We start from the raw sequence: 12,326 nt of genomic DNA, 5'->3' as shown, positions 1-12,326 counted from the left end.
CGGGATGGATGGTCAGAGTCGTTCGACGATCGTGACGTTGGCGAGCCCGCCGCCTTCGCACATCGTCTGCAAGCCGTAACGCCGGTTGCGCTGCCTGAGCGCGTGCACCAGCGTCGTCATCAGTTTGGTGCCGGAGCCGCCGAGCGGATGGCCGAGCGCGATCGCGCCGCCGTTGACGTTGAGCCGCGCCGGGTCCGCGCCGGTCGCCGCCAGCCACGCCAGCGGCACCGGCGCGAACGCCTCGTTCACCTCGAACAGGCCGATGTCGTCGATCGACAGGCCGGCCTTCGCCAGCGCGCGCTGCGTCGCCGGGATCGGCGCTTCGAGCATGATGACCGGGTCGTGGCCGATCACCGTCATCTGGTGGATGCGAGCGAGCGGCGCGAGGCCGTGCGTCTTCAACGCTTTCTCGCCGACGATCAGCAGCGCCGAGGCGCCGTCGCAGATCTGGCTCGCCGTCGCCGCGGTGACGCGGCCGTTCTCGGCGATCAACTTCACCGCCGCGATGCCTTCGAGCGTCGCGTCGAAGCGGATACCCTCATCGACGGTGTGCAGTTCGCCGCTCGCTGCGCCGTCCACACCGCGCACTTCGACCGGCAGGATCTCGTCCCCGAACGCGCCGGCGCGGGTCGCCGCGATCGCCTTCTGCGTGGTGTCGAAGGCGTAGCGGTCGAGCTGCTCCTTCGACAGTCCGTATTTTTTCGCCATCATCTCGGCACCGGTGAACTGGCTGAACTCGATGCCGGGATAACGCCGCCGCATCGCCGCGCCGACGTTGTCGCCCATGCCGGCCTTGCGCGCTAGCGAGAGCGTCGAGAACATCGGCACGCGGCTCATGCTTTCGGCGCCGCAGGCGACCACGACGTCCATCGCGCCGGACATGACGGCCTGCGCGGCGAAGTGCAGCGCCTGCTGCGAGGAACCGCACTGGCGATCGACGGTCGTGCCCGGCACCGATTCCGGCAGCTTCGAGGAAAGCACGCCGTTGCGCGCGAAGTTCATCGCCTGCTCGCCGATCTGGCTCACGCAGCCGGCGATCACGTCGTCGACGGCGGCCGGATCGATGCCGGCGCGCTCGACGACGCCGTCGATGACCTTGCCGAGCAGGTCGGCGGGATGCCAGCCGGAAAGGCGGCCGCCCTTGCGGCCCCCGGCGGTGCGGGTAGCGGCGACGATGTAGGCTTCGGACATGGATGTGCTCCTCAGGTTTCCAGTGGTTTCGTATCGTCGGATGCCGTCGCGTCAGTTGACCGCGCGCGTGCGTTCTTGCCAGTGCGGTTTGCGCAACTCCGACTTCAATACCTTGCCGACGCCGGACATCGGCAGCGATTCGCGCAGTTCGATGCTGCGAGGGCACTTGTAACCGGCGATGAGCGCGTGGCAATGCGCATAGATTTCTTCTTGCGTCGGCGGTCCGGCGCCCGGCTTGAGCACGAGCGCCGCGTGCACGCTCTCGCCCCATTCGGCGCTGGGAATGCCGAACACCGCGCAGGCGGCGACGGCCGGGTGGCTGGCAATCGCGTTCTCGACTTCGGCCGAGTACACGTTCTCGCCGCCGCTGATGATCATGTCCTTGAGCCGGTCGACGATGAACAGGTAGCCCTCATCGTCCATGTAACCCATGTCGCCGCTGTGCATCCAGCCGCCGCGCAGCGCCGCAGCGGTCGCTTCGGGCTTGCCGAGGTAGCCGCGCATCATGTTCGGGCCGCGCAAGGCGATTTCGCCGACCCGGCCGCGCGGCAGTTCGGCGTCGTCGGCGCCGACGATCCTCACCTGCGTGTGATACGCCGCCCGGCCCGCCGAGCGCAGCCGTCCGCGTGCGCGTTCGGCGGCAGAGTGCATCTGCGCCGGCAGCACCGTGATGATGGCCGACATCTCGGTCATACCGTAGGCCTGCGTGAACGCGGCGCCGGGCAACGCCGCCGCGGCGCGCTCGATCAGGGCCTCGGACGCGGGCGATGCGCCGTACAGCAGCCGCCGCACGCTGGAAGTGTCGGCATCGCGGATCGCGGGACTGTCCACGAGCGACTGGATCATCGCCGGCACCAGCAGGAGATCGGTGACGCGCCATTGGCGTATCGCGTCCAGCGCCGCCTCGGGCCGGTAGGCGGGCAGCATGACGTGCGTGCCGCCGCGCAGCAGCAGGCTGATGGTCTGCGCCATATCGCCGAGATGGAACATCGGCGCCGCATGCAGACCGATCGCGTCTTCGGCGAACAGGCCCTCGGCAATCACGGCGAGGCCGGACGAACAAATGTTCAAATGCGACAACAGCACGCCCTTCGGCGCGCCGGTGGTGCCGCCGGTGTAGAACACGCCGAACAACTCGTCGCCGCCGATGCCCGCGTCGGCGACCGGCGCGCTGCGCTCGATCAGCGCTTCGAGGTCGATCTGGTCGTCCGGGCACGTGCCGTCGCCGAAGAACAGGCGATGGCGCAGGCCCGGCGTCTGCGCCGCGATCGTCGCGGACTGCGGTGCGAACTGGGCATCGCAGATCAGCACGGTGCTGGCCGAATCCTTTAGCGAGTAGACGATCTCGCCGACGCCCCAGCGGAAATTGACCGGGTTGGCGAGCGCGCCGATCCATGCGGTCGCGAGGAAATACTCGAGATAACGGTCGGAATTGAGCGCGTACATCGCGACCGTGTCGCCGCGCCGCACGCCGAGCGATTCCAGCGCGCCGGCGAATTTCGCGACGCGCTCGCGCAACTCGCGGAACGTGCGCACGCGCGTGCCGCAGACGGTGGCGACCGCGTTCGGCTTCTGCTGCACCGCGCGGTGCAGGCCTTGCGTGAATTGCATGGATCGCCCTCCCTCGTGATGAGGCCCGCGGTGTGCCGCGCTGCCTGCGGTTTTTCTAGAGTCCGAGCGCCTGTTTCAGCAGCGCGCCGGCGCGCTCGTCCTGCGCCAGCGCGATCAGCGACGCCTTTTCGAGTTCGAGCTGTTCGTGCAGCGAAGCCTGCGGGCTGTGGCGCAGCAGGCGGCGCGTTTCGCGCGCGGCGCGCCCGCTGGCGATCAGCTTGCGCGCGCGCTCGACCGCTTGCGCGACGAAGGCTTCGCCGTCGGCATCGATGATTTCGTTGAACAGGCCGAGCTTCAGCGCTTCCGGCGCCGCGAGCGGCTCGCCGCGCAGCAGGAATTCGAGCGCGCGGCGATAGCCGATCAGGCGCGCGAGTTGGTACGTCGTGCCGCTGTCCGGCGACAGTCCGAGCCGCGCGAAGCCGGGCCGCAGCGTGGTGCCGGGTTGCGCATAGGCAACGTCGCCCGCGCAGGCGAGGCCGAGGCCGCCGCCGGTGGCCGAGCCGTTGACTGCGGTGATCAGCACGGAGCCGATGCCGGAAAGCGTTTCGATCGCGCCGTGGACGCGCGTCGCGAGGCGGTCGAGCAGCGCCGGCAACTCGCCGAAGCCGCCGCCGGCCAGCGCCGACTTGAACGAACCGATGTCGCCGCCCGACGAGAACGCGCGACCTGCACCGGTCAGCACGACGGCCTCGACGCGCCCGTCGTGCGCGAGCCGCTGCGCTTCCGCTTCGAGCGCCTGAGCGAGCGCATCGTCGATCGCGTTGAGCGCGGCGGGACGGTTGAGCGTCAACACGACGATGCGGCCGTCGTCGTGTTCCCGGGTGAGCAATACGGAGGTGTCGTTCATGGCGAATGAAAATTTCCGAGGCGCATGCCGCCGTCGCAATCGAGGATGGAGCCGGTGACGTAGCCGGCCTGTGCGCTGCAAAGAAAGGCGACCGCCTGCGCGATGTCCTCGGCCTTGCCGAAACGCTTGAGCGCGGTCGCCTCGCGCACGAAGGTTTCGATCTCGGGCGAGGCGGACAGCTTGCTCAAGCCTTCGGTGTCGGCGATGGGGCCGGGCGATACCGCGTTGACGCGCACGCCGAGCGCGCCCCATTCGAGCGCGAGGCACTTGACCAGCATGTCGATACCAGCCTTGGCGGCGCAGGCGTGCGCCTGCAGCGGCATCGCGCGCTGCGCCTGCGGTGCGGTGATGGCGATCAGCGAAGCGCCGGGCTTGCGCAGCAGCGGCAGCGCCGCCGAGAAGACGTTGAAGGTGCCGACCAGATCGATGTCGATCACGGTTTTGAACGCATTGGCCGACATCTTCGCCGCCGGCACGAAGAAGTTGCCGGCGGCGGCGGCGATCAGCGCGTCGATCTCGCCGTGCTGCTCGCGGCAGGCGGCGAGCGTCTCGGCGACTTTCGCCGCATCGCGCACATCGACGGAAAAACCCGCGGCGTGGCCGCCCGCTGCGATGATCGAAGCGGTCGCGGCGTCGAGCTTGTCCTGCGTGCGGCCGAGGATCGCCACCTGCGCGCCGAGCGCGGCCAGATGCTGCGCGATGCCCAGGCCGATGCCGGACGAGCCGCCGGAAATCACCACCCGCTTGCCGCGATAGTCGGCGGCGGCGCTGCGGTCGGGCTGGTTCTGCGTGAGGGTTTCGGGAATCGTCATCGTGATGGAATCCGTAGCGGTTTTACATGCGGAACACGCCGTAGCGCGCGTCGGCAATGGGCGCGTGCAGGCTCGCGGACAACGCGATGCCCAGCGCGTTGCGCGTATCGGCAGGGTCGAGGATGCCGTCGTCCCAGATTTCGGAGGTGGACCAGTACGCGCTGGATTTGGCCGGTATTCGTTCAGAACCGGCTCGCGGATCGCGGCGATCTCCTCGGCCGACAGCGTCTTGTTCTGCCGCGCGAGCTGGCGGATCTTCACGTCCGCCAGCGTGTTCGCCGCCTGCTCGGCGCCCATCACCGCGATCTGGCTGTTCGGCCACGAGAACAGGAAGCGCGAATCGAACGCGCGGCCGCTCATGCCGTAGTTGCCGGCGCCGTAGGAGCCGTGGCACATGACCGTGAACTTCGGCACGTCGGCGCAGGCCATCGCCATGATCATCTTTGCGCCGTCCTTGGTGATGCCGCGGCGCTCGTATTCGCGGCCGACCATGAAGCCGGTGATGTTCTGCAGGAACAGCAGCGGCACCTTGTTGCGGTTGCACAGTTCGATGAAATGCGCGCCCTTGAGCGCGCTGTCGTTGAACAGCACGCCGTTGTTGGCGAGGACGCCGATCTTGTAGCCCCACAGGTGCGCGTAGCCGCACACCAGCGAGGTGCCGTAGGCCGGTTGGTATTCGTGCAGACGCGAGCCATCGACGATGCGCGCGATGACTTCGCGCATGTCGAAGCCCTGCTTGATGTCGCGCGGCAGCACGCCGTGCAGCTCGGCCGGGTCGTAGTGCGGCGCCTCCGGCGTTTGCCAGTCGACGCGCGTCTTGCCGGCCTGCGAGAACTGGGCGACGACGTCGCGCGCGATCGCGATCGCTTCCTCTTCGCTCGATGCCGGATAGTCGGCGACGCCGGACACCTTCGTGTGCATGTCCGCGCCGCCGAGCTCGTCGACGCTCACTTCCTCGCCGGTCGCCGCCTTCACCAGCGGCGGGCCGGCGAGGAAGATCGCGCCGGTGCCGCGCACGATCACGCTGTAGTCGGACAGCGCCGGCACGTAGGCGCCGCCCGCCGTGCAGTGGCCGAGCACGACGGCGACCTGCTGCACGCCGAGCTTGGACAACTGGCACTGGTTGCGGAAGATGCGGCCGGCCGCGTACTTGTCCGGAAAGAACTCGGCCTGCAGCGGCAAAAAACCGCCGGCGGAATCGCACAGATGCACGACCGGCAGGCGGTTCTCGATCGCCACTTCGAGCGCACGCACGGTCTTCTTGATCGTCAGCGGATACCAGGCACCGCCCTTGACGCTGGAATCGCCGGCGTTGATCAGCACTTCGCGCCCCGACACGATGCCGATGCCGGTGACGCAGCCGGCGCCGGGCACCGCGCCGTCGTAGGCTTCGCATGCGGCGAGCGTGGAGAGTTCGAGGAACGGCGTGCCCGGATCGAGCAGCAGGTCGATGCGCTCGCGCACCAAGAGTTTGCCCTGCGCGCGCAGGCGCTCCACGTCGCGTTGCGGGCGCGCGTGGCGCGCGTCGTCCTGGCGCGCGCGCAGGGCCTCGACCACGCTGCGGTTGTGCGCGGCGTTGGCCTGGAATTCGGCGGACGCGGTATCGAGTTTCGATTGGATGCGCATCATGCCTGCGGCTCCAGACTGAGCAGCACGGCGTCGCGCTCGAAGCTGCGGCCCTGCGCGAAATGCACCGCCTGCACGACGCCGTCGCGCGGCGCGATGAGGGTCGTTTCCATCTTCATGCTCTCCATCACCAGCAAGGTCTGGCCGCGCGCGACCGCATCGCCGACGGCGACGGCGACGAGGACGATGCTGCCCGGCATCGGCGCGCGGATCGTGTCGTCGGCACTGCCCTGCCCTTGCATCGCGAGCCGCTCGAGCGGATGCCGGTGGCGCAATTGAAAGGTTTCGCCGTCGAGATGGACGTGGACGTCGTCGCCCGCGACCGCGACCACCAGGTCGAATTCGCGGCCGTCGATAATCAGCGTGGCGCGGCCCGGAAGTTCGCCTTGCACGCGCAGCGCATCGCTGCGTTCGTCGCGATGCAGGCGGTAGCCGGTCGCCGAGCGCGACAGCTCGACCGCGTATTCCTCGTCGCCGATCCTGAAAGCGTGGTGCATCGTCAATTCCTCCAGCCGCCGAGCGCGGCGTGCAGGTCGGGCACGACATCGGCGACCTCGCGCATCTCGCGCGTGGCGAGGCTCGCCGCGGCGAGCAGTGCGGTCAACGTCGTCCCGGCCAGCGGCGGATCGGCGGCGATCTGCGGATGGGCATCGAGAAAGCCGGTGTGCACGTCGCCGGCGACGAACATCGGATGGCGGATCAGGCGGCGCAGGAACGCGATGTTGGTCTTGCAGCCGAGCAGCAGCGTGTCGCGCAGCGCGTCTTCGGCGCGCGCGATCGCCTGCGCGCGGTCGTCGCCGCGCACGATCAGCTTGGCGATCATCGGGTCGAATGCGGTGGTGACTTCGCCGCCTTCGAGCACGCCGCTGTCCCAGCGCAGTCCCTCGCCGCGCGGCGGCGCGAGGCGCAGCAGCGGCCCCGTGGTCGGCGCGTAACCGCGGCCGGGGTCTTCGGCATAGATGCGCAGTTCGATGGCGTGGCCGCGCGAAATTATGTCTTCCTGCGAATAGCCCAACGATTCGCCGGCGGCGATGCGCAGTTGTTCGAGCACGAGGTCCTTGCCGGTGATTTCCTCCGTCACGGGATGCTCGACCTGGAGCCGCGTGTTCATTTCCAGGAAATAAAATTCGGCGGCGCCGGGACCGGCGCCTTGGAACTCGCCATCCTGGCCAAAAATGAACTCGACCGTGCCCGCGTTGCGATAGCCGGCTGCGCGCGCGATGCCGGCGGCGGTCTCGCAGAATCTTCCGCCGCAGCGCGGCGTCCAGAGCCGGCGATGGCGTTTCCTCGATGATCTTCTGGAAGCGGCGCTGCACCGAGCATTCGCGCTCGAAGACGTGGACGACGTTGCCGTGCGCGTCGCCGAGCACCTGCACTTCGATGTGGCGCGGATTCTCGATGTAGCGCTCGACGTAGAGGCGACCATCGCCGAAGTAGCGCCGGCCTTCCGAGCGCGCGCGCTCGATCTCGGCGTCGAGCTGCGCGAGGTCGCGCACGATGCGCATGCCCTTGCCGCCGCCGCCCGCGGACGGCTTGATCAGCAGCGGCGCGCCGACCTTGCGCGCGCGCTCGTTGAAGCTCGCCGGATCGTCGTCCTCGATCGCGCTCGGCGCGACCGGAAAGCCGCCGCGCTGCACGAAGTTGCGCGCGCGCACCTTGTCGCCCATCAGTTCGATCTGTTCCGGCGTCGGGCCGATGAAGACGAAGCCCGCCGCGGCCACCGCGCGCGCGAAGCCGGCGTTTTCAGAAAGAAAACCGTAGCCCGGGTGGATCGCGCCGGCGCCGGCATCACGCGCCGCGCGCAGGATTTGCTCGCCATCCAGATAAGCGGCGACCGGCGTGCTGCCGGTTATTTCGATCGCGCGATCCGCCATCTTCACCGCCGCCGTGCCGCGATCGGCCGCGTGAAAGACGAGGATGCCCTCGATGCCGAGTGCCTGCACCGTGCGCAGCACGCGCACGGCAATTTCGCCGCGGTTGGCGATGAGTACCGCGCGGAACGGCCAGTTTCGGGTATCCGGCAGGTGGCTCATGCGCGCGCTCCCGTCGCGGTTTTTCGCGCGGTCGTTTTCTTCGCAGTGTTCTTCGCAGCGGACTTCTTCGCGGCGGCCGGCGCCGGCACGGCGATGCCGTCGCAGACCATCGCGGTCAGCGTGTCCGCGATGCGTTCGATGTCGAGGCGCCCGCGTCCGTTGACGTAGTTCCAGGTCAGGTGCTCCATCGCGCCGAATACGAGGTCGCGCGTCAGCGTCGGCGAGGTGCCGGCGCGGAACGCGCCGGCGGCCGCGCCCTCGGCGACGATCCCGGTCAGCAGGCGCGTGTAGCGGCGGTTCTTCTCGTGCAGCGCCGAACTGCGATAGTCCTCTTCGCTGCGGATCTCGCGGAACATCAGCCGGCACAGCAGCGGATAGTCGCGGAACACGCGCAGGTGGTCGCGGATGACGATGCGCAGGCGCGCACGCGGATCCGCGACGCCGGACAGATCGCGCGCGATGCCGCCGATGATTTCGTCGTACCAGTGCTCGATCACCTTGAGCAGCAGCTCGCGCTTGGTGGCGAAATACTTGAACACCGTGCCTTCGACCACGCCGAGTCGGGCGGCGATGCCGGCAACGGTGGTCTCGTCGTAGCCTTTCGCGCTGAACTCCTCGCGCGCCACCGCGAGGATTTCGCTCACGCGCCGCTCGCGGCTCAGGCGCGGAGCGGCGGCACGGACGGGACGGCTGGGCACGGACTTTTTCATGCGGACGGTTGGCGATGCTTGCATCGGGGCGGCTGCCTGCTAGTATTGGTGAGTCGGACTCACTACGTCAAGCCGATGACGGCTCCGGCAAAAAAAAACGATGCGGAAGGGAAAAACGATGAGCACCGGCCACGCAAGTTTCGCGCAGGCATTCAGCGGCCTGTCCGACGCGGAACAGGAGATCCTCGACAACGCGGACGGCTTCGCGAAGAAGGAACTGTATCCGCTCGCCCAACGCATGGACGACGAGGAATGGTGGCCGGCGGAGAGCTTCCCGAAGCTCGGCGAGACCGGTTATTTCGGCATCACCGCGCCGGAAATCCACGGCGGCAGCGGGCTGGACATCTTCAGCGCGGGGCTCGTGCTGCAGGCGTTCGCGCGCTGGAACCACGCGCTCGCGCTGGCTTGGGTCGCGCACGAGAACCTGTGCATGAACAACATCCTGCGCAACGGCAACGAGGCGCAGAAACGCAAATACCTGCCGGGCATGAACCAGGGCAGGCTGATCGGCGCGTTGGGTCTGACCGAGCCGGGCGCAGGCTCCGACGCACTGGGTTCGATGCGCACCACGGCGCGCCGCGAGGGCGACCATTACGTCCTCGACGGCAGCAAGATCTTCATCACCAACGGCCCCGTCGCCGACGTGCTGCTGGTGTACGCGAAGACCGACAAGGCGCGCGGCCCGCACGGCATTTCCGCGTTCATCGTCGAAAAGGATTTCCCCGGCTTCAAGGTCGCGCAGAAGCTCGTCAAGATGGGCTTCCGCGGTTCGCAGACGGCGGAACTCGTGTTCGACGGGTGCCGTGTGCCGGTCGAGAACCGGATCGGCGAGGAGAACGGCGGCGTCAGGATCGTCATGTCCGGCCTCGATCTAGAACGCGCGATGATCGCGCCGCTGTGCCTGGGCATCGCCGAGCGCGCCTTGCAGTTGTCGATCGACTACGCCAAACAGCGCCGGCAGTTCGGCAAGCCGATCGCCGATTTCCAGATGGTGCAATCGAGGATCGCGCAGATGTACGTGCGCGTGGAATCGATGCGGCTGTTCACCTACCAGACGCTGCGCGCCTGCAACGGCATGGACGAAAGCCAGGGCGGGCGCGGCGAAATCCACAAGCTCACCGCCGCCAGCGTCATGCACGCCGCCGACACGCTCAACCAGGTGCTGGACGATGCCGTGCAGATCCACGGCGGCAACGGCTACATCTGGGAGTCGGAGATCAACCGTCTGTTCCGCTCGACCAAGCTGTTGGAAATCGGCGCCGGCACCACCGAAATCCGCAAGCTCATCATCGCCGGCGAATTGCTCAAGGAAGCCGCCGAGTGAGCGATGCGGATGCCGAACTTGCGGCCTTGTGGGACGCGCCGACGGTGTATCGGCCCGATCTGTTCGCGCGCCAGACCCTGCTCGTGACCGGCGGCGGCGGCGGCATCGGCCGCGCGGTCGCCCTGCTGTGCGCGCGGCTCGGCGCGCGTGTCATCATTTGCGGACGCACGTCCGCCAAATTGGAACGGGTCGCCGCGTTCGCGCAGGCTCGGGGCGCCGACGTGCGCACGATCGTCGCCGACGTGCGCGAGCACGCGCAGGTCGATCGGTTGTTCGCGCAGATCGAAACGCAATGCGGCCGGCTTGATGGCGTCATCAGCAGTGCCGGCGGGCAATTCGCACAACCCGCGATCGACTATTCGCCGAACGGCTGGAATGCGGTCATCGCCAACAACCTCAACGCGAGTTGGTTCGTGATGCAGCGCGCCGCCCGGCACTGGCGCGAGCGCGGCGGACCGGGATCGATCGTCAACGTCGTCGTCGTCACCGAGCGCGGCATTCCAGGCATCGCGCATTCCGTGGCTGCGCGTGCCGGCGTGATCGGCGCCATGCGCACGGTTGCGGTCGAATGGGCGCCGCTCGGCATCCGCGTCAATTGCGTGGCGCCCGGGCTCACGGCGACCGAAGGGCTGGACGTCTATCCGCCGGAAGCGCGCGAGGAGTTTCCGCTCGCCAATCCGCTGAAGCGGCCCGGCATGCCGATGGAGATCGCGCAGGGTTGCGTCTACCTGACCGCGCCGAGCGGCAGCTTCGTGACCGGCGAAGTGCTGACGATAGACGGCGGCGGCCGGTTGTGGGGCGAACTCTGGACGGCCGGGCGGCCGGACCATTTCCGGCGCGACGATTGAAATCCGCGCGCCCCGATCGGGCGTACCATTTCGGCACTACACAACAACGGGAGAGAGACACCATGACATGCGAAATCACCGGCGGCTGCCGCTGCGGCGCCGTCCGCTACACCAGCAGCGCAGCGCCGCTCGACGCCAAGATCTGCCACTGCCGCGACTGCCAGTACGCTTCCGGCAGCGCGTTCTCGACGGTGGTCTTCTTTCCGAAGGCGGCGCTGACGGTGCAGGGCGAGACGCGCGGCTACACGGTCAAGGGATCGGCGGGCCTCAGCGTCGCACGCCATTTCTGCCCGGACTGCGGCAATCCGCTGTGGACGCAGATCGACGAACTGCCGGACGTCGTGCTGATCAAGATCGGTTCGCTCGACCAGCCGGGCGCGGTGCAGCCGAGCGGCCATATCTGGTGCGATTCGATGGTCCCCTGGCTCAAGCTCGACGACGGACTGGAGCGCCTGCCGGGCAATCCGCCGCTGTAGCGCGCGGCGCGCGGCGCCGTCTTCCGCATCGCCGCATCACGCCGCCGAAATGCCGCCGTTGATGCTGATGGCTTGGCCGGTGATGCGCGCGCCCTGCGGGCCGGCGAGGAACACGATCATCGCGGCGATGTCGTCGGCATCGGGCACGCCGAGGTGGGCAAGGCTGGCCGCCTTCTCGAACAGCCTGGCGCTGAAGCCCTCTTTCGTGATCGTCGTGGTGAGCATCGTTCCCGCGATCAGCGAAGGCGTCAGCGCGTTCACGCGGATGCCGTCGCGCTTCGCTTCGATGGCAAGCGCTTTCGAGAACATGACGATCGCGGCCATGCCGGCGCCGATGACGGTCTCGCCCGGCGTGGCCGACTTGGCGGCGTCCGAGGCGACGTTGAGAATGACCCCTGCGCCGCGCTCGCGCATGCCCGGCAAAACGAGACGGCACATCCGCAACGGAGCCACGACCAGTTGATCGAGGATGGCGGGAATGTCCGCGACCGGCATCTTGTGGAACAGTTCCGGCACGAAGCCGGCCGTGGTGGCGTTGACCAAGATGTCGATGCTGCCGATCAATTCCCGCACTCTGTCGCAGGCGGCGCGCGCCTGATCGGCGTCGTTCGCGTCCGCGGCGACGAAATGCACGCTCGCGGCGGGCGCCATCGCGAGGATCGCCCGGCGGGCGCGCTCGCCGCGTTCGGCGTTGCGCGCGACGAGGGCGATGCGTTCGACGCCGGCCGCGGCGAGTTGGCGGGCCGTGGCCAGTCCGACGCCGGACGTGCCGCCCGCGATCAGCGCGCCGCTTTCGGCAAACGACAGCGGCGTTGCCGGCTTGAGGTTGTTCATGGAGTCCGTTTCGC

10 protein-coding genes and 2 pseudogenes are annotated in these 12,326 nt (G+C 68.3%); 3 read left to right on the top strand and 9 right to left on the bottom strand.

The window, feature by feature from the left end; translation table 11 throughout:
- Positions 1-12 precede the first annotated feature (12 nt).
- From QM741_RS14670 to QM741_RS14635, 8 genes and pseudogenes are all read right to left on the bottom strand, one after another.
- Positions 13-1,191, bottom strand: a complete 1,179-nt coding sequence (locus QM741_RS14670) for an acetyl-CoA C-acetyltransferase (protein ID WP_415208410.1) — start codon at positions 1,189-1,191, stop codon at positions 13-15.
- A 51-nt stretch (positions 1,192-1,242) separates the two neighbouring features.
- Complete coding sequence (locus QM741_RS14665; protein ID WP_415208409.1) at positions 1,243-2,802, bottom strand: acyl-CoA synthetase; 1,560 nt, start codon at positions 2,800-2,802, stop codon at positions 1,243-1,245.
- Between the two features lie 55 nt (positions 2,803-2,857).
- Positions 2,858-3,649, bottom strand: coding sequence for an enoyl-CoA hydratase/isomerase family protein (locus tag QM741_RS14660; RefSeq protein ID WP_415208408.1), 792 nt, complete (start codon positions 3,647-3,649; stop codon positions 2,858-2,860).
- A complete protein-coding gene (locus QM741_RS14655; protein ID WP_415208407.1) occupies positions 3,646-4,461 on the bottom strand; it encodes an SDR family oxidoreductase in 816 nt (271 codons plus the stop codon). The genes QM741_RS14660 and QM741_RS14655 overlap by 4 nt, the downstream gene beginning before the upstream one ends.
- A 22-nt stretch (positions 4,462-4,483) precedes the next feature.
- Positions 4,484-6,090, bottom strand: a pseudogene (locus QM741_RS14650) (acyl-CoA carboxylase subunit beta).
- On the bottom strand, positions 6,087-6,584 hold the full coding sequence (locus QM741_RS14645) for an acetyl-CoA carboxylase biotin carboxyl carrier protein subunit (protein WP_415209133.1): 498 nt from the start codon (positions 6,582-6,584) through the stop codon (positions 6,087-6,089). The pseudogene QM741_RS14650 and the gene QM741_RS14645 overlap by 4 nt, the downstream one beginning before the upstream one ends.
- A gap of 5 nt (positions 6,585-6,589) precedes the next feature.
- Positions 6,590-8,030: pseudogene (locus QM741_RS14640) on the bottom strand (biotin carboxylase N-terminal domain-containing protein); the annotation flags it as partial.
- Between the two features lie 86 nt (positions 8,031-8,116).
- Entirely contained in the window at positions 8,117-8,818 is a 702-nt protein-coding gene (locus QM741_RS14635) for a TetR family transcriptional regulator (protein ID WP_415208406.1), read from the bottom strand.
- Between the two features lie 130 nt (positions 8,819-8,948).
- Between QM741_RS14635 and QM741_RS14630 the strand changes: the two genes are divergently transcribed.
- The 3 genes from QM741_RS14630 (at position 8,949) to QM741_RS14620 (ending at position 11,478) form a co-directional block, all read left to right on the top strand.
- On the top strand, positions 8,949-10,154 hold the full coding sequence (locus tag QM741_RS14630) for an acyl-CoA dehydrogenase family protein (protein WP_415208405.1): 1,206 nt from the start codon (positions 8,949-8,951) through the stop codon (positions 10,152-10,154).
- On the top strand, positions 10,151-11,002 hold the full coding sequence (locus QM741_RS14625) for an SDR family NAD(P)-dependent oxidoreductase (protein ID WP_415208404.1): 852 nt from the start codon (positions 10,151-10,153) through the stop codon (positions 11,000-11,002). Before QM741_RS14630 ends, QM741_RS14625 begins: the two co-directional genes overlap by 4 nt.
- 62 nt (positions 11,003-11,064) lie before the next feature.
- Positions 11,065-11,478 (top strand): GFA family protein, encoded by a 414-nt coding sequence (locus QM741_RS14620; RefSeq protein ID WP_415208403.1) that lies wholly within the window; start codon positions 11,065-11,067, stop codon positions 11,476-11,478.
- A gap of 36 nt (positions 11,479-11,514) precedes the next feature.
- Here the strand turns inward: QM741_RS14620 and QM741_RS14615 are convergent, their stop codons facing one another.
- Positions 11,515-12,312, bottom strand: coding sequence for an SDR family NAD(P)-dependent oxidoreductase (locus QM741_RS14615; protein ID WP_415208402.1), 798 nt, complete (start codon positions 12,310-12,312; stop codon positions 11,515-11,517).
- Positions 12,313-12,326 lie beyond the last annotated feature (14 nt).

The sequence above is a fragment of the Rudaea sp. genome (assembly GCF_047601565.1).
In the GTDB taxonomy this organism is placed as follows: Bacteria; Pseudomonadota; Gammaproteobacteria; order Xanthomonadales; family Rhodanobacteraceae; genus Rudaea.
Note: the sequence above shows the minus strand (reverse complement) of the source record. Positions and strands in the feature narration are given on the sequence as shown.

Bases quoted from the DNA above. Each gene is read 5' to 3' on its own strand.
- QM741_RS14670 (WP_415208410.1), bottom strand. From the start codon at position 1,191: ATGTCCGAAGCCTACATCGTCGCCGCTACCCGCACCGCCGGGGGCCGC.
- QM741_RS14665 (WP_415208409.1), bottom strand. From the start codon at position 2,802: ATGCAATTCACGCAAGGCCTGCACCGCGCGGTGCAGCAGAAGCCGAAC.
- QM741_RS14660 (WP_415208408.1), bottom strand. From the start codon at position 3,649: ATGAACGACACCTCCGTATTGCTCACCCGGGAACACGACGACGGCCGC.
- QM741_RS14655 (WP_415208407.1), bottom strand. From the start codon at position 4,461: ATGACGATTCCCGAAACCCTCACGCAGAACCAGCCCGACCGCAGCGCC.
- QM741_RS14645 (WP_415209133.1), bottom strand. From the start codon at position 6,584: ATGCACCACGCTTTCAGGATCGGCGACGAGGAATACGCGGTCGAGCTG.
- QM741_RS14630 (WP_415208405.1), top strand. From the start codon at position 8,949: ATGAGCACCGGCCACGCAAGTTTCGCGCAGGCATTCAGCGGCCTGTCC.
- QM741_RS14620 (WP_415208403.1), top strand. From the start codon at position 11,065: ATGACATGCGAAATCACCGGCGGCTGCCGCTGCGGCGCCGTCCGCTAC.
- QM741_RS14615 (WP_415208402.1), bottom strand. From the start codon at position 12,312: ATGAACAACCTCAAGCCGGCAACGCCGCTGTCGTTTGCCGAAAGCGGC.